Below are 23,743 nucleotides of genomic sequence, written 5' to 3'. Positions count from 1 at the left end.
CAGTGTTCGGGTGGAATCGAACGTTGTACGAGATCCTCGCCGCTGGTGGGTTCTGGGGGTCCTCTGTCTGTCCTTGCTGGTGCTGATGATCGACGGCACCGTGCTCAATATCGCCATCCCGTCCCTGATCCGCGAACTCGATGCGACACCATCGGATATCCAGTGGATCCTCGACGCCTATGTGCTCGTCTTCGCCGGACTGCTGCTCACCGCGGGCAGCCTGTCGGACCGGTTCGGGCGGCGCCGCATGCTGATCCTCGGTCTGGCCCTGTTCGGCGCGGCCTCGCTGGCGGCCGTGCTGGCCACCGAGCCGTGGCAGGTGGTCGCGGCCCGCGCCCTGATGGGTGTCGGCGGTTCGCTGCTCATGCCATCGACACTGTCCATCCTGATGACCACCTTCGCCGAGGACGAGCGACGCAAGGCGATGGCGGGCTGGTCCACCGTCTCGATGGTCGGCATCGTGCTCGGACCGACGCTGGGCGGGTTTCTGCTGCAGCACTATTGGTGGGGCTCGGTATTCCTGCTGAATATCCCGGTCGCGGTGCTCGCGATCGTCGCCGCACTTGTGCTGATGCCGGAAACCACCGGTGAGCAGCGGCCGGTCGACCTGGTCGGCGTGCTGCTGTCCATCGTCGCGCTGTGCTCGACGGTCTACGTGATCATCGAGCGCGAGTGGAATATCCCGATGATCGGCCTCGCCGTCGTCACCGGACTGGCCTTCGTGGTGTGGGAGAGCAGGTCCGCACATCCCATGCTGCCGCTGGCGGTCTTCCGCAATCGCGATTTCACCGGCACCTGCTGCACGCTGCTGCTGATGGTGTTCGGGATGGGCGCGCTCATGCTGATGCTCACCCAGTACCTGCAGTTCGTGCTCGGCTATGGGCCGATGAAGGCGGGTCTGGCGCTGCTGCCGTACGCGGTGGCGGCGGCGGTGTGCAACGGCCTCGGCGCGACACTGGGCAAGAAGGTCAGCAATAAGACGCTCATCGTCTGGGGTCTGCTGGTCATGGGTGTGGCCTTCGGCATCCTGGCCCTCGGTTCCGGGTACTTTGCGGTCCTGGCCAGCATGCTGGTCATGGGGGTCGGCGGTGGTCTGGCGGGTCCGGCCGCCTATGCCGCGATCATGAGCGCCATTCCGCTCGAGCACGCGGGCGTGGGTTCGGCCATGAACGACACTCTGCAGCAGGTCGGCATGGCGATCAGTATCGCGATTCTCGGCAGTGTGCTGGCCGGTGTGTTCACCTCGCATATGCCCGAGGACGCACCCGATGCGGCGCGTGAATCCATCGGCGCCGCTTTCCAACTCGGCTACACCGAACCGGCCAAGGAGGCGTTCACCGCGGCCATGTCGACCGGTGCGTGGATCAGTGCGGGTTTCAGCATTGCCGCCGCGCTGCTGGGGCTGGCTCTGCTGCGCACCCGCACCGCGCCGCAGGTCGACACGCCGGAGGACGTAGCCGTGTCGTAGCCCGACGTCAGGTTCGTTTCCAATCTGTTCGCCGCACGCCGCAGGCTCGGCTAGGCTCCCCTCGACCTCCTTGCCGCGCATATGAGTACATCGCGCGGAACATCTCGAGCAGGGGAGAGCCGAGCCTGCGCGCGGGCGGCGCGGAGGCGAAAACCCTGATGACGGAATGGAATACCGAATGAAGCTTTGCGATAGCACTGCGGCGGCGATCCTTGTCATCGGTGCCGTGACCATGGGCGCCGGAGTCTCGTACGCCGAGCCGGACACCGCGCCCGCGCGGCAGGACATCACCTACTCGGTCAAACTGCTCGAGAAGACCGTCGTCGCTAGCGTGCGCGGCGGCACCTTCACCCTGTCCAAGACCACCGGCAGTGAACTCGCGGCGGGCGGCGATTATCGGCTGGCCGATAAGAACGGCACGCTGGTCGATCGGGACGGTAAGACCGTCGATAACGCCGACGTTGTCGATGTGGTCGATCTTGCGGATACCAACGGCCACGTCGTGGTGACACTGCCGCTGCAGTTCCGGATCGCCGATACCGAAATCCCGGTCGAGCCGGTGGTGAAGAAGGACGGCACGGTGCTCGAACTGGCGCCGCGGCAGCCCGCCGGGCTCGACATCAGCCAACCGCTGGCCGTCAAACCAGTGGCATCGACGGTCGAGAACCGGCGCGCCCGCGATGAATTCGCCAGTCAGTTCGGTCTGGCCACGGCGATCGGCAGCTTCGTCGGCACCGCCATCGGCGCGGTCATCGGCTGCGTCGTCACCATCGCCGCGGGCTGCATCGGCGGACTCAGCACCGGTGCTGCGGTCGGCGGGATCATCGGAACAATTGTCGTGGGTGGACCAACACTGCTGGCCGCTGGCGTGGATTTCGTCAACACGATGCTCGCCCCGGACGGCACCAGCAGGTACGCGGATAAGCCGACGACCACCCAACCCGCGCCGACCCCGACCACTCGGCCCGCGCCGACCACTGCGGAACAGCCGAGGTAAACCGACGTCGCTTCGCCTACACCCGGTCGCTGGCCGAACGCAAGGCCAGCGTCCGGCCCGCCGCGCGCAGCGTGGACCGAACCGTATTGCGCGACAAGGTGATTCGTCGGGATACGCGGCGCCGATACGTCGACCGATCCGGGCAACCGGCGATAGCTACCCGCAGATGGCGTCGTCTACCAACTGATTCATGACCAGCTGGTGCGCCAAGCCGAAAAATGGTGGGAGTTGGTTGAGGCTGACGGTGATCGAGCGGGCGGGGGTGTAGCCGCCGAAGACGAAGAAGCCGTCCATGGCACCGCCGTGACCCCAGACATCGGCGCCACACCGATTGGTGCGGTGGAACAGACCCAGGCCGACATCATCGCCGAACAACGGATTCCGGCTCGGTACCGTGCGCATCATCTCGGCGAGCTCCGCCGGGGCGAGCAGACCTCCGGTGATCAGTGTCTCGAAGAAGCGGTTCAGGTCGGCGCCCGTGGAGACCATCGCGCCATCGGCCAGGCCCCAACCCGGGTCGATATCGGTGATGTCGACCCGGGCGCCGTTGAAGACCTGATAGCTGCGCGGGTGCGGGCCGCGGATCACGGTCTCCTGTGGGAACTCGGGCCAGTAGGTGTCGTGCAATTCCAGCGGCACCAGAATGCGCCCGGTCACCTCGGCACCCACCGGCCGCCCGGTGACCTGCTCGATCAACTTCCCGGCCACCAGATAGTCGGTATTGGAGTAGCTGACGCCGGAGCCGGGAGGGAACAGCGCGGGCGCGTCCATGGCGAGCCGGATCAGCTGGTCCGCGGTCTGGTACTGCTGCAACGCCTCGGGGGAGTTCAGATCCAAGCGGGACAGATAGTCCGGAATGCCGCTGGTGTGCTGCAGCAGATTTCGAACGGTGATCAGGTTCCCGTCGCCGCCGGGACCGTGCACGACACCGGGCAGGTACCGCTCGATCGGAGCGTCGAGGTCGACCCGCCCCTCCCCCACCAATTGCAGCACCACTGTCGCCACGAATGTCTTGGTATTGCTGGCGATCCGCACCTGCGCGGCATCCGGGAATGGCGCGCCCGTCGCGAGATCGCCCACGCCGCTATTGATCTGGTTCTGCTGGCCATCGGCGGTGAAGACCAGCTGCGCACCCGGAACGGCGGACGAGCGGATCAGCACATCGAGCCCGGCCTGTAGCAGTGCGGTGGGCGCGGCAACCGGTTGGGCGGAGGACACCGCGAGACTCGGCAGCACCGAGATCACCAGCGCACTGACCAACCCCGCCGTTACCGCGAACCGCCGCATACGTCGTCCTCCCTCGCCACGGCCCGCCCGGCCGGCCGATGATCCTCGGTGCGAACGGGGATACCGTAATAGAGACCGTTCGGTTCGAAGCAGCATCCCGAGCGGGTGAGTCGCAGGCCGGCACGTCAGGTCAGCCGTCGTAGGCGACGTGCGGCGTCCAGTCGTCGGGGGCGCGGATGGCGGCTGCGTGCAGCGCCGCGGCCACCCGATCCCTGGTGAACGCACCCTCGCCGAGTACGCCATTGATCTGCACCGCTCGATGACCCTTGCGGGCCAAGGTGGTGTCCAGGCCGGTGACGAGATTGCGCACCGCCGCCTTCTGCACGCCGAACCAGGCCAGTGCGACCGTGTATCCGTCACGCGCGAAAAGGCGGCCGATGGATTGGCCGACACCGGGACCGGCACCCAGGACGAGAAGTAAGCGACCAGTCATGATTATGACCCTAGACATGAATCTGCGCAGGTCACAATGTCCGATTCTTGCCTGCGCCGGATGCAGCCGGTATCACTGGAAAGATTGAGGGTGACGATTAGTCGGTAGCGGGATACCCCCGGACGTGCGCTGTGTCGAATGAGTCGAGACGAGAGTTGAGGCGGCGAAAATGATCCGGGACCAAGTCGGCCGCCATGGATGACGACACCGTCGAACTGCCCAAGATCAAGCCGAGAGCGCGCCATGCCCGGCACCGGCACGCAACCCCGAACCGACACCGCGTTCGCCGCGCGGCGAAGATCGCAATGCGCGTCCTGGTGTCGACGGCCGCCCTCGCCGTGCTCTCCGGTACCGGATTCGCCTGGTCGGCCATGACCGAATTCGACAATGGCTTCACCCACACCGATGCGATCGGCAAGGACGCTCCGCGCTCACTCGGCGGCGACCTCAATATCCTGCTGATCGGCTTGGACACCCGTAAGGACCTCGATGGCAAGGATCTGCCGAAGGAGATCCTGGACCAGCTGCACGCGGGCGACGGCGAGAACGGCGGATACAACGCGAATTCGCTTATTCTGCTGCATATTCCCGCCGATATGCACAAGATCGTCGCCTTCTCCATTCCGCGCGACGACTATGTCGCGGTCTCCGGCATCCCCGGCTATGACCACGCCAAGATCAAGGAGGCCTACGGGCTGAAAAAGGCGGCGACCGAGACCAAATTGGAGAACTCGGGCCAAAAGGACAAGGTCGCCCTCGAGCGCGCGGGCCGCGAGGCGGGCCGCGCATCGATCGTGCAGACCGTGCGCAACCTGGTCGGCGTCCCCATCGACCGCTTCGCCGAGATCTCACTCGTCGGCTTCTACGACGTGGCGGACAAGCTCGGCGGCGTCGACGTCTGCCTCAATCACGCGGTGGACGACACCTACTACTCCGGAGCGGTATTCCCCGCGGGCCCACAGCATCTCGACGCCGCGAACGCGCTGTCGTTCGTGCGCCAGCGGCACGGCCTGGAGAACGGCGACCTCGACCGAACCCACCGCCAGCAGGCCTTCCTGACCTCGGTCGCCAAATCGTTGAAGGAAACCGGCACGCTGACCAATATCGGGAAGCTCTCCGGCCTGAGGGATGTGGCGCACCGCGATATCGTGCTGTCCGACGGCTGGGATCTGCTGGATTTCGCGCGCGACCTCGGCTCGGCGGGCTCGATCTCGGTCGAATTCCGGACCCTGCCGGTGCTGCGCTACGACAATATCGACGGTCAGGACGTCAATATCGTCGATCCGGCGGCCATCAAGAAGGAAGTGCGCGCCGCCTTCGGCATCGAGGCCGCGCCGACGACCCCGGTCCACACCCCGACCAGCATCGTCGATGTCCAGAATGCGAGCGGTTATCCCGGCCGGGCCGCCCAGCTCTCCAAAGCGCTCACCAAGCGCGGCTATCCGCAGGGCACCGTGGGCAATGGCACGCGGACCGACGGTGCGACCACCGCGATCACCTATGGTTTCGGCGCGGAGACCGACGCCGCACAACTGGCCGATACCCTCGGCCTCACCGCCACGGCATCGCCGAATGTCGAAGCGGGGCATATCACCATCGTCATCGGTAGCGACTTCACCATGCCCGCCGAACTCACGCCGACCTCGAGCGCGACGCCGACCACCACCACCACTTCCGCCCAGCCGGCACCCGATTCCGGTAAGCCGGTCGCGACCACGATCGGCAGTTCTGTGCCCTGCGTCAACTGATCCGCATATCGGCGCAGGTCACATCCGCAGCGGAGAAATCAGGGCGAAACGGCCGGTAAACTACGCGGTGGGCCAGTTTGTCGTAGGTGTGTTGCAGGGAACGCACGGCGAAACACAGGAGAGTCATGTCGAGTCGCCGTTTCCGGTGGAGAGCAACTGCGGGTTTTGCGTTGGTGACGGCGCTGGTGGTGGCCGGGTGTTCGGCCGAATCGGAAGCACCGACCACCCAGGCCGGGCCGCCACCGCCCCCGATCGTCATCACCCCGAACGGGGGCAACGGTGTCGATCCGCTCGCACCGGTCGTGGTGACCGCGAACGATGGCCTGCTCACCTCGGTGACCCTGACCAATGAGGCGGGCCGGTCGATCGAGGGCATCTACACCCCGGACAAGACGGCCTGGAAGCCCACCGAACCGCTCGGCTACGGACACACCTACACGATCTCCGCCGAAAGCCTCACTATCACCGGCCGTGTCGGCCCGACCACCTCGACCTTCAGCACGCTAGCGCCGAACAACCAGACCAAGGTGTATCTGACCACTACCGGCGGCACGCCGCTGGCCGACGGCGGCACCTTCGGTGTCGGCACGGTCGTCGTCGCGCATTTCGACGAGGACGTCCCCGATAAGGCCGTCGCCGAGAAGCGGCTCTCGGTGACCACCAACCCGCCGGTCGAGGGTTCCTGGTACTGGCTCGACAAGCGCAACGCGCACTGGCGGCCGCAGCAGTACTACGCGCCGGGCACCAAGGTGACCGTCGCGGCCAATATCTACGGCGCAGACCTCGGCGGCGGTCTGTACGGCCAGGAGGACAGCAAGACCACCTTCACCATCGGCCCGTCGCATGTCTCCATCGCCGACGACAACACCAAACAGGTTCAGGTCTTCGAGAACGGGAATCTGATCCGCACCATGCCCACCTCGATGGGTCGGGGCGGCAGTGAGGTCATCGCGGGCAAGACGCTCAGCTTCTGGACTCAGCCGGGCGTCTATACCGTGATGGACAAGGGCAATCCGGTGATCATGGACTCCTCCACCTATGGTCTGCCGGTCAATTCCCGGCTCGGCTATAAGGAGGCCATCGGCTGGGCCACCCGCATCAGCACCGACGGAATCTACTTGCACCAGCTCGATTCCACCGTTTGGGCGCAGGGCAGCCAGAACCTCTCGCACGGCTGCCTCAACCTCAGCCTGACGAATGCCCAGTGGTTCTTCAACTTTGCGATTCCGGGCGATGTCGTCGAGGTCCGCAATACCGGCGGCGCACCGCTCGAGGTCTGGCAGAACGGCGACTGGGGCGTGTCGTGGGATGAGTGGCTCCAGGGCAGCGCGCTGCGCTGAGCCGGTTTCTCGCCCCTGGCCGGAAGATCCGGGCAAAAGTGTCGGGTGTGGCAGAATCGTCGACATTATGACCGTCTTGACCAGCGCTTCTCCGGAACGCCTGCCCCGGGGGCCGCATCGATTGACCCGGGACGAGGTCAGGACGTCGCAGCGCGAGCGGCTCTATATCGCCGCATTGGAGGCGGTCGCGGAGTTGGGTTACGGCCCGACCACGATTACCGATATCGTCGGCCGGGCGCGGGTGGCGCGGCGGACGTTCTACGGGCTGTTCGAGAGCAAAGAGGAATGCTTCACCGCCGCATTCGATTTCGCGGTGGACGTGATCACCCGCGAGCTGGACCGCGTGGTCGCGGAATCGGGCGCGGATACCTTTGTCGAATTGGTGCGCACGACGCTACGGACATATCTGGAGTTCCTGGCCGCCGAACCGGCGGCGGCGCGGGCGCTGCATATCGAAACCCTCGCCGCCGGACCGGGACTCATCGCCCGCCGGGCTCGCACGCACCGCATGTTCGGCTACCGCATGGTCGCGGCGGCGCGAATCGGTGTGCGCGCGGGCGAAGTTCGCGCCGAACCCGATCCCGGACTGATCGATGTGCTGCTGGGCGGCATCGACGACCGGGTCCGGGCCACCCTGATCGAATCCGGGCCGCAGGAGCTACCCGCGTTGGCGCCCACACTCACACGCGCCGCGCTGGTATTGCTCGGCTCCGGCCCGGTCTGAATCACCAGCCCGGATCGCCCTCGACCGGAATGTTCACCCAGCTCGGCTGATTCGGATCCAATTCGATGTGCTGCGGGCGCAGTCCGCTCTCATTCAGCAAGGGGCGCAACGGAAGACTGCTCGGGAAATTCCCGGCGAAGACGTCCACGCGCAGCCGGTGTCCCGGTTGCAGTACGCCGTCGGTGGCGAACATGCCGATATCGATGACCGTCGGCTGGCCGGGCACGATCGGCTCGCGGGTGTCCAGCGTCAGATACGGATAGGGATCGGTGTAGTCGCCGTTCGCCGAGCGGCTGGCCTTGTTCTCGTCGACCGCGCGCAGCGACGCGGTGCGCTGGCCGTGCGTCCACTGTGTCGAACGTCCGTCCGGCGCAACATCGTTCAGCGTCACCGTCCAGTAGCCGTCGGTGGCGTCCAAGACCGTATTCAGATGCACCGCGATCGGGCCGGAGATGGGTGTCGCCACATTCACCGGCGCGCTGGTGAAGGTCAGGCCATTGGTCTCGGCGATCCGCGAATCCTTGGTGCAGATATCCGGCAGCGGCAGGATGCCCGCCGTGCCCTGGGCACCGTCGCGCGAGCAGAGCGTGCTCAGACCGGGTGCGATCGACACCCGCGCGGGCCCGCCCGGCCCGGTGGTGAGGCTGCCGTCGTAGGCACTGCCCGGCGCGGTACCCGAGGTCGCGGCGTTCAAATACATACGGCGGTAATCCATATCGGGACGCGGGAAGCTCGAGGTGTGCGTCCAGCCACCGCCCTGCTGCCACAGGGTCACCTGGTCGTAGTCATCGATGCCGTTATCGATGCCCTTGAGCCACTTGTCGAACCATGCGCGCTGCAGCACATCGAGGGCGGCCGGTCCGTCGGTGCCACCCATGCCCGAGCCGGTGGTGATGTGATAGTTGTTGTCCATCACCAGCTTCTTCTGGCTGTCCGCGATATTGATCGCGTTGTAGACCCGCGGCGCGGAGTAGGCGAAAATATCCTGCCAGCCGCCGTAGACGAAGGTCGGCACATCGATCCGCTCGGGATGTCCGATCCAGGCCGTGCGCAATGGGCTCCGGTCGTCGAGCACCGAATACATCTCGGCCGGAATATCATCCATGCTCTGCGTGCCGAGGGCCATGATGATCATATTGAAGAAGGTGAACGGGTCACGGACCCGGTCGGCCAGCCAGGTCCAGTCGAACTTCCCGGCCAGCATCGACACCACATCCGGAATCATCTTCGATCCGTCGACGGCGAGCAGCCACTCCGGAATGAATCCGATGCCGAGTGCACCACCGGGCGCGGCCACATCGCGGATCAGATCGCTGCCCGGCACGATCGGGAAGATCGCCTGCAGCGCGGCGGGTCTGCGCTCGGCGGTCTGCAGCTGGTTGATCGCCGAATAGGAGATGCCGCTCATGCCGATCTTGCCGTTGGACCACGGCTGCGCCGCCGCCCAATCGACCACCTCGACGCCGTCCTGCTGCTCACGCTCGCCGAATACCTGCCAGGTGCCCTGCGAGAAACCGGTGCCGCGGACATCGACGACCACCTGGGTGTAGCCGCTCTGCACCAGTTTGCGGTCCACGGCGAAGGTACGGGCCGTGCCGCCAGCCAAAGCCTGTGCCAGATCACTGATTCCGCTCAGGCCATAGGCCGAGAGATCGAAGCCGTGCAGCGCCTGCATCAGCGGTTCGGCCAGGCCGGGGATGGCCAGGACGGAGTCGGCGATATTCGCCACCAATTTGGTGTAGGGCGTCAGGTTGACGATGGTCGGCGTCGGGTCGGCGATCGGACGGCCGGACGCGTCCGCCGGGTGGTAGACATTCGCCTTCAATACCGTGCCGTCACTCATGGTGATCGGGACGTCCCAGTCGATATAGACGTTCGGATACTGTTGCGACCCGGCATGAGTCGCGGTGAACTGGGCATCGAGCCCCAGCGCCTGGGTCGGCGCGGCCGCGACGACGGCTCCGGCAAACACGGTGATCGTGGCTATCGCAGCGGCCACTGCCCTAATCGGACGTCGACGTCGGATCATGCCTGCCAAACCCTCCCGGCAATAAGGAACTACCTCGTTCCCATCAACGAGTTGGTACAGTAACGTGCATCACGGTTGGTATGCAACCACGACACACAATAACGCTCTGTACAGCGAATCAAGGGCATTGGACCGCGGATAAGTTGTCAGGCATTCTCCGCGAATCGACTGCGCGGCAAGCGGACCCGCGGTCGAGGCGACAGCGCAAGGCGATCTCCGATCGCTGACACAGCGGGACGACGAGACCTGGGCGTGGATCTCTATTCGATGCCTGGTCGTCCTGGACGGATAGCAGCCGCCACGCGTGTCAGGTCATAGTCCCGCGGGCGAATGTGGCGGCGATCGAGCCGGATGCTCCAGGTCCCACCCGGCCAGGTCAGCGTGTTGGTGCCGTGGTCATCGATGAAGTAGCTGGTGCAGCCGCCGGTCGACCACACCCGGGTGCTGAGCACTTTCCGTGCGCGGGTGACCCATGCGCGTTCGGCCTGTGCGGACGGGCTGTAGCGGCGAATTCCCCTGGCCCGCATGTATTCGATGGTTCGTGCGACCAGTTTCGTGGTCGGTTCGATGGCGAGGAACTGGGAGGTGTGCGGCAGCGCGGTATTCGGTCCGGTGACCGCGAACAGATTCGGCAGACCCGCGAACGCGATGCCGCGATAGGCACGGAATCCGTCGCGCTGGAACTTCTTGCGGGTCGAGGTCTGCGCGGTCCGGAAGTCCGGGAAGTGCGCGATCGAATCCTGGACGTGGAATCCGGTGGCCCACACGATCGCGTCGACCTCGTGCAGTTCACCATCGGCGGTGCGGATGCCGTTCGCGGTGATCTCGGTGATCTTCTCGGTGCTCAGCCGCACATTCGGGCGTGCGAACGACCGGTAGTACTCATCGGAGACCATCGGCCGCTTACAGCCGAACGCGTAGTCGGGCGTGAGTTTGCGCCGCACTTCGGGATCCGGCACCTGCCGGACCAGTACTCGTCGGACCAGCCATTCATAGACCGACACCAGCCGCGGATGGAATTCGGCGAAGTGCATCGCCTCCAGGAACAGGAAGACGAATCCGCGCGCCGCCAGTCGGATCGGCGGCACGTACCGCAATACCTTGCGTACCGTCGGCGGAATAGGCCGGTCCAGGCGCGGAATCACCCATGCCGGGGTGCGCTGGAACGATATGAGCTCGACGGCACTCTTGGCGAGCGCGGGCACGATCTGCACCGCACTCGCTCCGGCGCCGACCACCGCGATGCGCTTGCCCTCCGGCTCGAACGAAGGGTCCCATTTACTCGAATGCATCTGCGGCCCGGCGAAGTCGGCCCGGCCCGGAATATCCGGAATCGCCTCGGCATGTAGCGAGAAGTAGCCCATGACGACGGCACGGGCCCGGATCAGCCTGCCGTCGGTCAACCGCAGCACCCACTGTTCGGCGGCCTCGTCGAAATCGGCGTCGGCGACATCGCTGTTCAGCTGCACATGCCGCCGCAGATCGAAGGTGTCGACAATATTCTCGGTATAGGCACGCAATTCGGGCTGGGTTGCGTAGACACGAGTCCAATCCGCATTCGGCGCATACGAATACGAGTACAGCACCGAGGGCACGTCGACCGCACATCCCGGATAGACACTATCGCGCCAGGTACCGCCGACGGCCGCGGCGCGTTCGAGGATGACGAAATTGTCATTGCCGAGACGGCGCAGGTTCACCGCGACGCCCAGCCCGCTGAATCCCGAGCCGATAATCGCCACATCGTAGTTCGGCATGGATCTCACCCCACGGCGCGGACACTGTCCGGCAGGAGCAGATCGGTGAGTTCATCGAGTGCGGTATCCATGGCCGCGGTGAGATATGCCATCGGCGGCAGCTTGTCCTGGGCACCGAGCACGCCGAAATGCAACCCACCGGAATAGCCGATGCAGGTGAAGTTCAGCGGGTTGCCGTGCATCAGCAGCGAAATCGGGTAGATCGTCTCCAGCCGAGCGCCGTTCCAGTACAGCGGGTTTCGCGGCCCCGGCACATTGGAGATGCCCATCGGATGCGAGGCGGCGGTATTGGTGAAGCCGAAGCTGAGACCGAGGATCCACGGCAGGGTGACCGCGAGTCCGTAGCCGATGACCTCATTCGGTGCCATTGCGCCCATATGTTGTTTCGCGGCACGGATGTAGTACTTGATGGCGCTGAGCCGATCGCGCGGATCGGCGATATCGGTGCCGAGCGCGGTGAACATCATGCCCGCGCGGGTGCCGACGCGCCCATCGTCCTCCTCGCGCAGATCGGTGGGCACGCCCGCGGTCAAGGAGATTTCGGGCAGGGTGGCGTGGTTGGACAGGTAGTCGCGCAGCGCCGTGCTCACCAGGTAGAGCACGATGTCGTTGATCGTGCAGTCACCCGCCTTCGCCAGTCGCTTGAACAGCGCGAGGTCATAGCGCCGTCTGGACAGGTCGCGCGCACCGGTGATGGTGCCGTTCAGGATGGTGTCGGGCTGCTGATAGGCCTTCTGCGCCATGGTCTTATCGCCGCGTGCCCGACGGAGGGCGTCACGGGCGGCGGATCCGATGCCACGCACCAAGGCCAGCAGGCCGGTCAGCGCATCGAGGAGCGCGCTGAACGGATTCGCTTTGGGCACAGCGGTTTCCGCAGACTCGGCGGCGGGGCGGACGGTGAAGAGGTCCGGCACATCGCGTGCGGCCTGGTCCTCGGTGAACGTATCGCTGAACAGCCGCATGGCCGATGCGCCGTCGAGCAGGCTGTGATGCACCTTCAATAGCAGTGCGAAGCGATCCTGTGCCAGCCCCTCGATGACGTGCAATTCCCATGGCGGACGGCTCATATCGAGCTGCTTGCGATGGATCGTCGAAACGAGCTCGGTCAACTGATCCTGGCTGCCCGGCTCCGGCAGCGTCCATTCCCGGATGTGCTCGGTGAGGTCGATATCGTCGACCTCGCGCACCAGCGCCGCGACACCGGGCGGCGGAAACTTCAACGGTACGAAGTTCCACGGTTGCGGCAGGCTCGCCGGTGCGTCCAGTCCGGCCCGCCACTGCCGCAGGAATTGCGCCGCACCGCCCTCGGGCGCGCTGAACTCCAGCAGGAAGGCGATATGCATCGGCATATCGGGCGATTCGAGCGACAGCCAGACACCGTCGGTCGCGGTCAGTCGATGCAACGACATCTAGTTCCTCAGCAGTCAGGACACGGCGGCGGCGCGCCGGGTCAGGTCGAGATCGAGATCGATGGGTATGACGGCGAAGTGGAAGCGATCCTTCGGCGGCTGCGCACCTGCGGGCAGGCGCACATCGAAGTTGCGGCAGACCATGGCGGTGACGCTCTTGATCTCCAACATCGCCAACCCACGCCCCGGACAGAAGCGCGGACCCGATCCGAATGGCGTGGAGACCTCGGGCCGATGCGTGCCGTGGCCGGTGTTCAGCCAGCGGTCCGGATCGAAGCGCAGCGGCTCCGCGAAGTTCTGCTCCTGCACACTCGCATGCTGCACATTGACGATCACCCAGGTGCCCGCCGGAATGCGCACGCCGTCGATGGTGGTGTCCTCGATGGCCTCCAGCCCGACAATGGGTGTGGTCGGGCGCAGCCGCATCGATTCGGCGACAACGGCTTCCAGATACGGCTGCCGGTCCAGGGCGGCGGGTATCTCGGCGACTTCCTCCCGAATGCGTTCCTGCACAGCGGGATTGCCCGCCAAGTGGTAGAGCAGCCAGGCCATCGCATTACTGGTGGTGTCCTGACCGGCTATGAGGATGGTGAGCGCCTCGGCGAACAGCTGGTCATCGGTGAAGGCGGTGCTGCCGTCCTGCGCCAGCAGGAATGCCTCGATGAAATTCGTCGGCTTATCCGGCAGATTCGCGCGCGCCCGGCCGATGACGCCGGTCAGGTCGGTGCGCAGCGCGGCGAGTGCGCGCTGCAGCGCCCGGTCGTCGGGGAGCTTGACGTAGCGCCAGTACGGGATGGGGCTGTTGATCCGCCGGTTGATGAGCGGGAAGATCAGCTCCAGATGCCGCTGGATGATATCGCCGGACTGTTCGATGGTGTTGATGTCGTAGTCGAAGGTCAGTTTGGCGGTGACATCCACCGTGTAGCGGGTCAGGTCGCCGCGAATGTCCGTGGGCGAGCGGCGTTCCCAGCGCTGCTGCAGGCGGCCGGTGATCGTCTCCAGGGTCGGATGGAAGCTGCGCAGGTGGGCGGCATTGAAGGCGGGCATCGCCAGCTTGCGGCGCAGTCGCCACGCCGCACCCTCCAGGGAGAACAGTCCGTTGGAGCCCATCTCGTCCATGACCGATTCGATCGCCGACTGCCGCCGGAACCCACCGGGGCGGTCCCGGAAGATCTCGCGATTCAGGTCGGGATCGCTGACGACGACAATGCGCCGCCCCGGCATCTGGAGCTGGTAGAGCGGGCCGAACTCATCGCACCACTGGTCGAACTGACGGTGCAGCAGCGAGGGTCGCATCTGCGGGAGATTTCCCAGCAACGGCCACCGGGTGGGGCCGGGGAGATCGTCCACCGACTTGGCGGGTGAGATCGAGACGGACAACCTGGCGCCTAACGTCGATATGAACGGGTGGAATCTTGGCGGTCTAGAAAAAGGCGCGAGAGTTTATTGACGGGACGTGAACAAAGGCACGCCGAGTTTCTCCGCGAATGCGACGAATGTGCGGCAATAACGACAGCCTCCCCGCAGTAGAACATATGGTGCGGCCACATGGACGGCCGTCCAACCATGAATGCCGAGGCGGGCGATGACTCAGCGCTAACAATGGCGACGGTAGCCAGTTCGAGCGGGCGCTGTCAACCCGATCGATCGGCGTCATCGAGCTTTCCGCAGGTAGCGGGCAATTAGTGAGGAACGCAACAGTACCCCATCCGATCGCATGAATCCGGAACAGTGCGCGTTGACCTCCGGCGTGCCGAAATGCCCTATCCCCCAACATTCCTCGAGGCTGCGGCGCAACCGGGTCGGCGGTACGAGAAAACCCCACGATGCGAACGTGAAAGTTATTCGCAATTACCGGATAGTGGCTAGACTCTGACCGCATAGGTCGGATGTATCGACAGGTTCGAGCACCATAGCGAGTTATGCGCCTGAATTCGTCCGGTCATGGCTTCACAAGGAGACACAATGCAAGTTTTTGGCAGCTGGAAGCACCTAGGAAAGGCGAGACCAGCGGTCATCGCATCGGCGATGGTGCTCTCGGCGAGCGCCGCAACCACCGGGCAAGCCATTGCCGAACCGACGGCGGGCATCCACTATGTCGCGTTGGGAGATTCCTTCGCCGCGGGCGCCGGGGTGTTTCCGCAGGCCGAACTCACCACGTGTTCGCGTTCCGCGGTCAACTATCCGGCACTGGTCGCGAAGCAGCTCGGTGTCGAGACCTTCAAGGACGTCACCTGCGGCGGAGCCACCTTGGACGACCTCACGAGTTCACAACGCGGCGTTGTCTCCGGAACCGCGGCGCCGCAGTTCGATGCGCTCACCCCCGACACCACCTTGGTCACCATGACCATGGGCGGCAATGACATCGGCCTTGCCAAGCAGGCGCTGCGGTGCGGCAATCCGCTGCCGGAGCCCAATGGCACATCATGTGCGGACGCCTTCACCGCGGGCGGCGTCGACATCTTCGCAGAACGTACCGCAGCCCTGGCGCCGGTATACGGCACCGCGATCGACGAAATCCACTCGCACGCACCGAAAGCCACCATCGTGATCGTCGGATACCCGACCGCCTCGCGCGCTGGCGCATGCCCGGAGCAGCAGCCCGCCTGGCCGCGCGATGCCGACTACCTGCAGGGCGTGCTGGTCAACCTCAACGCACTGCTGCGCGATGTCTCCGCCGCGCACGGCGCGATCTTCGTCGATACCGCCACCTCCAGCATCGGACACGATATGTGCGCCGCACCCGACCAGCAGTGGATCAACGGGCTGATCCCGTCGCTGTCGACCCCGTCCTTTGTCCCCTTGCACCCCAACACCTTGGGTGAGCAGAACATCGCACGAGAGGTGATCGCCGCACTGCGGTGACACAACGGCGCCGGGCGCGACACCGCGCCCGGCGGGCGCCATCAGGGCACGCCGTCACGGCCGATCGAGCGAGTCGGACCGCGACGCACCACCGCCGCCACTGGCGGTTCGCTAACCTGCGAACAATGGACGCAGCAGAAGAACACGCCGCATGAAGCGGGCCGAAGGACGCCCGCCGAGCCGGGCCGGGCACGAGGATCGGCGCCGGGCCATCCTGGAGGCGGCTCTCGAGGTCTTCGCCAAACGCGGCTACCAGGGCGCGACCATCGCGATCGTCGCGGAACGGGTCGGACTCAGCCAGCAGGGCGTGCTGCACTACTTCCCCAATAAGCAGACCCTGCTGGCGAATGTGCTCGCACTGCGCGATCAGAACGACCTCGACGTCTTGCTGGCCACCGCCCAGGGCAGTGCCACAACCCTCGACTTCCTTGCCGAGCTGGTGGAACGCAATGCCGAGCGCCCGGGCATCGTGCAGTCGTTCACCGTGCTCGCGGCCGAGAGCGTCACCCAGGACCATCCGGCACGCGATTACTTCGTCGATCGATACGCACAGGCCCGGACGATGCTGACCGCCATGCTGGAGCGCGACCTCGGCGGCGAGCCACCGCGCGGCGTCTCCCATCGGGATGCCGCGACGCTGCTGATAGCGGTCCTCGACGGATTGCAGCAGCAGTGGCTGCTGTCTCCGGATGAGGTCGATATGCCCGCCCTGCTGCGCAAATTTCTGCGACTGATCCGGCCGATCACCGACGCGGACGATTGATAACGTATCGATAACATTACCTACCAACTATTAGGTGTTTCGACCATACTTCGAGGTGGAGGCCCACGCGTCCGACCGACAAGGGAGTCGCAACCATGGCGAATCATCAGGCCGACCGCGAGGCAGCGGTCGAAAAGGCGTTGGCCGCACTGGATCTCGATGCCCGTTGCCGCCTGCTCGCCGGACAGGACATGTGGACCCTGCCCGCGATTCCCGAAATCGGACTCGGCTCGCTGGTGATGTCCGATGGTCCGATCGGTGTGCGCGGCGTGCACTGGAGTCCGGAGGATCCCTCGATCGCCCTGCCGAGCCCGACGGCGCTGGCCGCCACCTGGGATCCCGCCCTGGCGCGGCGGGCCGGGCAGTTGCTCGCACAGGAGGCGCGGCGCAAGGGCGTACACATGCTGCTCGCACCGACACTCAACCTGCACCGAAGCCCGCTGGGCGGCAGGCACTTCGAGTGCTATTCGGAGGATCCGCTACTGACCGGGGCGATCGGCGCGGCCTATGTCGCCGGAGTGCAGGACGGCGGCGTCGCGGCGACGCCGAAGCATTTCGTGGCCAATGACTCCGAGACCGACCGATTCACCGTCGACGTGCGGGTATCGCAGCGCGCATTGCACGAGCTGTATCTCGCACCGTTCGCGGCCGTGGTCGAACAGGCCGGGCCGTGGGCGTTGATGGCGGCGTACAACAGCGTCAATGGCACCACGATGACCGAGCACAGCGCGCTGCAGATCGACATCCTGCGTGCGCGTTGGGGATTCGACGGTGCCATCGTCTCGGATTGGACGGCGGCGCGCGATACCGGCGGCGCGGCCAGCGGTGGGCTCGATATCGCGATGCCCGGGCCGCGGAGCGTCTTCGGCTCGGCACTGGCCGAAGCCGTGCGCGCAGGTCGGGTTCCGGAGGTGACGGTCGAGCAGATGGCACGGCATATGCTTCGACTGGCCGCCCGGGTCGGGGTGTTGGCCGACGCGCCGCCGGCAGTAGCCGAAGACGCGCTTCCCGCTCCGGTCAATGGCGAAGCACTCGCGCACGAGATCGCCCAACGCTCGATCGTGCTGCTGCGCAACGAGAACGATGCACTGCCGCTCGGGCAGGTCCGGCGCATCGCGGTGATCGGCCAGGCGGCCGACCAGGCCAGGGCGCTCGGCGGAGGCAGCGCCCAGGTTTTCCCGCCGCACACGGTCTCCCCGCTCGCGGGATTGCGGGCATTGCTCGACGAGCAGACCGAAGTGAGCTATGCCGTCGGTGCGGATCCCCGGGTCAAGATTCCCCCCGCCAAGGCGGGTTTCGACCTGCGAGTCCGGCTGTTCGGCGCCGATGGAAACCCGCTCGGCGAGCATCCGCTGCCGGAGGGCAACGTCGAATGGATCGGCGAATTCCCGGACGGGATCGCGGTCGGTGAACTCCACAGTGTCGTTGTCACCGGCACCTTCACACCGCGGGTCGGCGGAACCCATACTTTGGCAATTGCTGGCATCGGACCGTTCCGGCTCACGGTCGGCGATAAGACCTATTTCGATGAGGCCATCGTCCCCAACGGTGATCCGGTGGCCGCATTCCTCGCCCCGCCCGAAGTGCTGATCGAGGTCGAACTCGCCGCGGCACAGCCGGTTTCGCTGAGTCTGCGACACACGGTGACGACACTGCCCGAGCTGCCCATTGCCTTCGAGAAGTTCGCGCTGGGCCATCAGGAACCGAATATCGATCCGGATGCGCTCATCGAGGAGGCGGTCGCCGCGGCGGCGGCTGCCGAGATTGCCGTGGTGGTCGTCGCGACCACCCCGGAGGTCGAAAGCGAAAGCTTCGACCGCACATCACTTTCGCTACCCGGCCGACAGGATGAGCTCGTCACACGCGTCATCGCGGCCAACCCACGCACCGTGGTGGTGGTCAATACCGGCTCCCCCGTGCAGATGCCGTGGGCCCAGGATGCCGCGGCGATTCTGCTCACCTGGTTTCCGGGACAGGAGGGCGGTGCCGCACTCGCCGACGTACTGGTGGGCCGGGCCGAACCCAGCGGGCGGCTGCCCACCACTTGGCCCGCCTACCAGGATGATTCGCCGGTGCTGAATGTCACGCCCACCGACGGTGTCCTCGCCTACGAGGAGGACATCTACATCGGATACCGTGCCTGGCAACGACTTTCGATCGCACCACGGTTCTGGTTCGGACACGGGCTCGGCTACACCACCTGGGAATACGAGGCAGCCGCCTTCACCCCCGCGACCGGCAATATTATCGGCACGCTGGCCGTTCGGGTCCGCAATACCGGTGATCGCCTCGGCCGCGAGACGATCCAGACCTATATCGCCGATGCCTCCCAGCCGGACCGGCGATTGGCCGCCTTCGCGGTCGTCGAAGCCGAGCCCGGCGAGACGGCCGAGGCGGCGATCCCCATCCCCCGCCGCGCCGCCGAATCCTGGGACGAGACAGCGGAAGACTGGGTGCTACCCACCACCGCCTACCACCTGCTGACCGGTCGATCGGTCGCCGATATCCGCCTGACCACCGCCATTCGGCTCGAAGGACCACACGCATGAGACTGCGCCGAATCGCTCTCGGCCTCACTGCTTTCGCCCTATGTACTGCGGGGACATCGGTAGCCGCCGCCGAGCCGGGGCCATATCCGACGGCCACCTGGCAGCAGGTGCAGGATGCGGAGACCCGATGGGCCCAGGAGGGCAAGGTCGAAGCACCGACACCGCCGGGAGTCAATCGATACGACTGCACCTCCATCGTGCCCGGCGCGGTTCCCGTTGTCCTGCTCCATGGCTTCGCGGGCGACGAGTACCGGGCCTGGGGCTATCTCGGACCGGCCTTGGCCAATGCGGGGCTGTGTGTCTACTCGTTCTCCTACGGCGGCAGCAATGCCATGCAGGGCGGTGGCAATGGTCCACTCGCCGATTCGGCGGTCGAGATCGAGCAGAAGCTCACCGCACTGACCACCCGGCTCGGCGTCGCGAAGGTCGACCTGATCGGTCACTCCGAGGGCGGCATCATGGCGCAGTACCTGGTGAAGACCCATCCGGAGCTGGCCCGCGGCGTCCGCTCGGTGACCACCATCTCCTCGCCCACGCGCGGTGCGCTCGGCGACCTCGGCGCAACCCTGCTGAATGCCGCAGGCGTGCGCGACGAACTCCCGGTACCGCCCGCCGTGAAGGACCTACTCGCCGGGTCTGCCTTCCTGAACGAGCTGAACTCCGGACCGATCACCGTCCCCGGTGTCGCCTACACAACGATCAGCAGCCGTTTCGATCCGATCGCAGCCTTCGGTCCAAACCTGGCCACAATTCCAGAACCCGGCGTCGACAACTACGTCCTCCAAAACATCTGTCCCAGTAGTAAAGCCGGACACAACGGCACAGTCTTCTCCCCCACCACCGCCGCACTCATCCTGAATGCGCTCGATCCTTCAACGATACGACCGATCCCATGCCAGAACGATTCAACCGGCTAGCCCCCACCCCCTCCGACTCCTCGCCGAGCGTAGTCATAGGGCCGTCAATACGGCCTGGGCGACCACCATTCGACTACCTTCGACCGCCCGCTGGACGCGGCGGTGGCATTTGTGCCGCGCTGCGAAGCTGAGCGGCATGTCGGCGAGGGATTGCATCGGGAGCTGGCCGGGCGGTCGAAAGGCTCGCCGATTCCGGTATCGGGTTCGCCGAGCGCGCGGGCGGTGGCGGCGTGCTCGCCGACGAGGTGGGCCGCACCTCGGTCGATGGGGTGTGGGCGGTCGGCGATGTGGCCGCCTGGCGGCACGAGACCGGGCTGCGTAAGCGCTGGACGTTTACCGGATCGGTTGTGCGCCAAAGGCATCGAAACAGATGGCACTCAGATCGGCAGCGGCCAAGGCAGTCTGCGTAGGGAACAGATGGGCCAGACCGAACTGACCGAGCCCGGCGACCGGCGTGCCGTAGGTGGTGACGAGATCGTGCAGCACATCGGGTCGGTCCGCCATGAGGTCGCGCACAGCCGCTTCGAACGGGTCCCACGGATCGCCCGCGAGCAGCCGCTGCACCTGGGTCACCAGGTGTATCAGCCCTTCGATACGCGGTAGGTGCGCGATGAGCCGGGCGGTATCCGTTGTGGCCGAACTGATTTCGATTACGCCCGGATCACCGTCCAGCGTGACCGTTCGCCGATAGTGGGTGGCCGTGGCGCTCTCGATGCCGCCGATTGCACCGCGGGCCAGCTGGGCCAACCGCTGACCGATATCCGTGCCCTCGATCAACGGGACTCGAAGTGCGAGTCCGCCGTCCGCGATAAGACGATCCGCGCGTCGCCGCCGCTTGCGCAACTCGACGGGGGTTGCCCGAAAGGTCGTGACCATCACGCGGTTGAACTGGCGCAGACTTCCGAATCCGGCGGCGAAGGCGATATCAGTGACCGACAGATCGGTATCGTCCAATAACCGCCGCGCGAAATGCGCACGCCGCGAACGGGCCAGCTGATCCGGTGTCGCACCGACCTGCTCATGGAACATTCGGCGCAGCTGACGTTCCGAGACCGCCAGCCGCGCGGCGAGTTCGACCTCATTGCCATCGTCCAGCGCTCCGTCGGCGATGAGATCTACTGCGCGGCAGACCAATTCGGACCCGTGCGCAATCCGTCGATCACCCCGATACGGGCGGCAGCGATGGCAGGCTCGAAAGCCCGCCGCCTCGGCCCCCGCCGCGGAGGTGAACGTGACAACATTCTCCGATCGCGGACGTCCGGGGCAGGGCGGCAGACAATAGATGCCGGTCGTGATGACGCCCGCGAACGATCCCATTACCCGAGTCTGCGCGCCGCCACCGACAGCGACCAGCCATATCCGGACACAGATCCGTCCAGATATGGCGCGATCGGCAACCGCGGCCCACCCAGGATTGGCCGCATGGACGCACCGACGAGCAAAGATCTGGTCATCCGAGCCTGGCGCGCATTCGCGACGCAGGATCCGGCCCGCATTGCCGAGGTTTTCACCCCGGACGCCGAATGGCTCGCACCACCGCACAACGCCACCGCCCGCGCCCTCGACGGCACCCACCATCTCGTCGGCAGGGATCGCATCGTGCGCTTCCTCGCCACCGAGTTTCCGACCGTATTCGTGGCCGACCGCAGCGTCGAATTCACGGCCATCACCGCCGAGGGCACGACGGTCGTCGTCGAAGAGCGGATGCGGGCGACGCTGATGAACGGCAATCACTACGACAACGACTACTGCTTCATCTTCGAACTGCACGATGGCCTGATCCACCGCGTGCGCGAGTACATGGACACTCGTCGTGCCGAAGAGATGTTCACCGTCGCCGATCGCTGATGGCGAAGGACGTTGGGGCGATACCCACCGCGACCAGCTGCAATGTGCTGTGGTGCAACGGAAAGCTCGTGCCATAGGACGTCTTCGCGGCCCCATCGGACACCACCGGCCAGATCTAGTTCACCTCCGGTCCGGATCGCCCGATCCGGACCGGAGGCAGCTCACTTGACGCCGATCGGCTTACCGAAGAACGAGGCGAACGTCTCGCCGAAGGTCGACTTCAACAACTCCAGGCCATTGGGGTCCAAGGCCAGCCAGCCGACCTCGGTGGTGCTGCAACCCTGTTGCGCTGGAACACCATTGAGCCGATCGCGCAGCCAGAGCATGGCGGGTGCGGTGCCCGAGACCTCGGTGACCGCATGCTCGGCGAAGTGTTCGCGGATGTATTGCACACTCGCGGAAGGGTTTTGACAGTAGGTGTCGACCAGGGCATTGACCTGGCCGACCGGAATGATCTCATCCGGATTGCCCTGCCAGATGTACATCGGCATATCGGGCACCGATTTACCCATTCGGGTCTTGTCGAGCACATCGACGACCGCCGGGTGCTGAATCGGATCGCCCGGTACCCGAATCATGCCCTTGAGGTTCAGGAATGGCAGTAGCGGAGTCACATACTGCACGCACAGCCCGCCCTGGATGGTCGACAGCGCCCGGCCGAGCAGATCGATATTCGCGTCGATGAATCGAGCGAAGTCCGGATACTCGCGGGTGAGTCCGTTGACGGCGGCCAGGATCAGGCCGGAGGTGAGCTGATTGTTGGCGGCATTCAGCGTCACGCCCAGATCCGCGGGCACACCGCCCTCGGCCGCGCCGACGATATTGAGTTCGGGTGCGTAGCTCTGCTTCAGTTCGGCCGCATGACCGGTGGCAATGGCACCTCCGGAGTACCCGTAGATACCGATGCGGGTATCCGGCGCGAGGCGCATCTGCTCGAGGTTGCGCGCGGCGCGGATGCCGTCGAGGGTGATCCGCCCGGCCAGCGGTCCGGCCGCATAGGCGTTATTCGGTCCCTCATGATCGGGTATGACGATCGCCCAGCCCTGTTGCACCGCACCCTGGGCAATGACCCACTCCGCGGGCGCGACAATCTGCCCGACGAATGGGCTGGCCGAAAACTGTTGCAGCGCATAGGAAGGCGCACAGTACCCGGCCAGCGAGTCCTCGGCGATCTGCATCGAAACGAGCTTGTCCGGGGCCGAGCCGCGCGGCTTCGCCACCGTCGCGACGGCCGCGATCGGCTCGTCCCGACTGTTATTCGAGCGGTAGGAGACCTGCCAGGCATCGACATTCACCGGAATCAGCCCGAAATTGGCGAGATTCGCCTGCCGCGCCGCGATGATCTCGCCCGGCGCCTTGCTCGCCACCAGCTCCGCGGGCGGCTGATAGAAGCCCGGATCGAATTCGGGCGGCAGCGGAACCGGTGCCGCGGGTTGCACCGCGACCGGGTCTTCCGCTGGTTCGGCAACCGTCACCGCGGTCGTCGCAAACAGTGCGATGGCCGTGATCCCGGCCGAGAACATGATTCGGCGGGCGCGACCCGCCAGCGGATTGATCAACTTTCAGCCCCTTCGCTACTGTGAGACCGCCCCGTCTCACATAGGTGGGA

The 23,743-nt window shown here is 65.6% G+C and carries 18 protein-coding genes; 10 read left to right on the top strand and 8 right to left on the bottom strand.

Translation table 11 applies throughout. The features are described from left to right. Positions 1-10 precede the first annotated feature (10 nt). Both ABZ293_RS20005 and ABZ293_RS20000 read left to right on the top strand, forming a co-directional pair. Positions 11-1,468 carry an MFS transporter gene (locus tag ABZ293_RS20005; RefSeq protein ID WP_355182573.1) on the top strand — a complete coding sequence of 486 codons (1,458 nt, stop codon included), beginning with the start codon at positions 11-13 and terminating at the stop codon, positions 1,466-1,468. Positions 1,469-1,646: 178 nt separating this feature from the next. Continuing rightward, complete coding sequence (locus ABZ293_RS20000) at positions 1,647-2,465, top strand: hypothetical protein (protein WP_355182571.1); 819 nt, start codon at positions 1,647-1,649, stop codon at positions 2,463-2,465. A 156-nt stretch (positions 2,466-2,621) separates the two neighbouring features. Here ABZ293_RS20000 and ABZ293_RS19995 read toward each other — a convergent pair whose 3' ends face one another. Together ABZ293_RS19995 and ABZ293_RS19990 are read right to left on the bottom strand one after the other, a co-directional pair. Next, positions 2,622-3,752 (bottom strand): serine hydrolase domain-containing protein, encoded by a 1,131-nt coding sequence (locus tag ABZ293_RS19995; RefSeq protein WP_355182569.1) that lies wholly within the window; start codon positions 3,750-3,752, stop codon positions 2,622-2,624. Between the two features lie 130 nt (positions 3,753-3,882). Next, positions 3,883-4,185, bottom strand: coding sequence for a hypothetical protein (locus ABZ293_RS19990; RefSeq protein ID WP_355182567.1), 303 nt, complete (start codon positions 4,183-4,185; stop codon positions 3,883-3,885). A gap of 194 nt (positions 4,186-4,379) precedes the next feature. Between ABZ293_RS19990 and ABZ293_RS19985 the strand changes: the two genes are divergently transcribed. The 3 genes from ABZ293_RS19985 (at position 4,380) to ABZ293_RS19975 (ending at position 7,997) form a co-directional block, all read left to right on the top strand. Continuing rightward, positions 4,380-5,933, top strand: coding sequence for an LCP family protein (locus ABZ293_RS19985; protein ID WP_355182565.1), 1,554 nt, complete (start codon positions 4,380-4,382; stop codon positions 5,931-5,933). A gap of 125 nt (positions 5,934-6,058) precedes the next feature. Then, a complete protein-coding gene (locus ABZ293_RS19980) occupies positions 6,059-7,273 on the top strand; it encodes an Ig-like domain-containing protein (RefSeq protein ID WP_355182563.1) in 1,215 nt (404 codons plus the stop codon). Positions 7,274-7,340: 67 nt separating this feature from the next. Continuing rightward, complete coding sequence (locus tag ABZ293_RS19975; RefSeq protein ID WP_355182562.1) at positions 7,341-7,997, top strand: TetR/AcrR family transcriptional regulator; 657 nt, start codon at positions 7,341-7,343, stop codon at positions 7,995-7,997. Between the two features lies 1 nt (position 7,998). On the opposite strand, the gene ABZ293_RS19970 is transcribed toward ABZ293_RS19975, so the two are convergent. From ABZ293_RS19970 to ABZ293_RS19955, 4 genes are all read right to left on the bottom strand, one after another. Continuing rightward, a complete protein-coding gene (locus ABZ293_RS19970) occupies positions 7,999-9,996 on the bottom strand; it encodes a CocE/NonD family hydrolase (RefSeq protein WP_355182560.1) in 1,998 nt (665 codons plus the stop codon). A 290-nt stretch (positions 9,997-10,286) separates the two neighbouring features. Then, positions 10,287-11,783: an NAD(P)/FAD-dependent oxidoreductase gene (locus ABZ293_RS19965; protein ID WP_355182558.1), complete on the bottom strand. Its 1,497-nt coding sequence runs from the start codon at positions 11,781-11,783 to the stop codon at positions 10,287-10,289. Between the two features lie 5 nt (positions 11,784-11,788). Beyond that, on the bottom strand, positions 11,789-13,192 hold the full coding sequence (locus ABZ293_RS19960) for a wax ester/triacylglycerol synthase family O-acyltransferase (RefSeq protein ID WP_355182556.1): 1,404 nt from the start codon (positions 13,190-13,192) through the stop codon (positions 11,789-11,791). Between the two features lie 15 nt (positions 13,193-13,207). Further along, positions 13,208-14,572 carry a cytochrome P450 gene (locus ABZ293_RS19955; RefSeq protein WP_355182554.1) on the bottom strand — a complete coding sequence of 455 codons (1,365 nt, stop codon included), beginning with the start codon at positions 14,570-14,572 and terminating at the stop codon, positions 13,208-13,210. 585 nt (positions 14,573-15,157) lie between these two features. Here ABZ293_RS19955 and ABZ293_RS19950 point away from each other — a divergent pair. From ABZ293_RS19950 to ABZ293_RS19935, 4 genes are all read left to right on the top strand, one after another. Then, entirely contained in the window at positions 15,158-16,057 is a 900-nt protein-coding gene (locus tag ABZ293_RS19950) for an SGNH/GDSL hydrolase family protein (protein WP_355182552.1), read from the top strand. Between the two features lie 151 nt (positions 16,058-16,208). Further along, entirely contained in the window at positions 16,209-16,820 is a 612-nt protein-coding gene (locus ABZ293_RS19945) for a TetR/AcrR family transcriptional regulator (protein WP_355182550.1), read from the top strand. A gap of 95 nt (positions 16,821-16,915) precedes the next feature. Continuing rightward, on the top strand, positions 16,916-19,369 hold the full coding sequence (locus tag ABZ293_RS19940) for a glycoside hydrolase family 3 C-terminal domain-containing protein (protein WP_355182548.1): 2,454 nt from the start codon (positions 16,916-16,918) through the stop codon (positions 19,367-19,369). After that, complete coding sequence (locus tag ABZ293_RS19935) at positions 19,366-20,286, top strand: alpha/beta fold hydrolase (protein WP_355182546.1); 921 nt, start codon at positions 19,366-19,368, stop codon at positions 20,284-20,286. The genes ABZ293_RS19940 and ABZ293_RS19935 overlap by 4 nt, the downstream gene beginning before the upstream one ends. 333 nt (positions 20,287-20,619) lie before the next feature. Here ABZ293_RS19935 and ABZ293_RS19930 read toward each other — a convergent pair whose 3' ends face one another. Beyond that, positions 20,620-21,603: a helix-turn-helix domain-containing protein gene (locus ABZ293_RS19930; protein WP_355182544.1), complete on the bottom strand. Its 984-nt coding sequence runs from the start codon at positions 21,601-21,603 to the stop codon at positions 20,620-20,622. 105 nt (positions 21,604-21,708) lie between these two features. Between ABZ293_RS19930 and ABZ293_RS19925 the strand changes: the two genes are divergently transcribed. After that, positions 21,709-22,134, top strand: a complete 426-nt coding sequence (locus tag ABZ293_RS19925) for a nuclear transport factor 2 family protein (protein ID WP_355182542.1) — start codon at positions 21,709-21,711, stop codon at positions 22,132-22,134. 161 nt (positions 22,135-22,295) lie between these two features. On the opposite strand, the gene ABZ293_RS19920 is transcribed toward ABZ293_RS19925, so the two are convergent. Beyond that, complete coding sequence (locus ABZ293_RS19920; protein WP_355182540.1) at positions 22,296-23,693, bottom strand: lipase family protein; 1,398 nt, start codon at positions 23,691-23,693, stop codon at positions 22,296-22,298. Positions 23,694-23,743 lie beyond the last annotated feature (50 nt).

It is taken from the genome of Nocardia sp. NPDC005998, assembly GCF_040614395.1.
Taxonomy (GTDB): domain Bacteria; phylum Actinomycetota; class Actinomycetes; order Mycobacteriales; family Mycobacteriaceae; genus Nocardia.
This window is presented reverse-complemented; position numbering and strand designations above follow the sequence as displayed.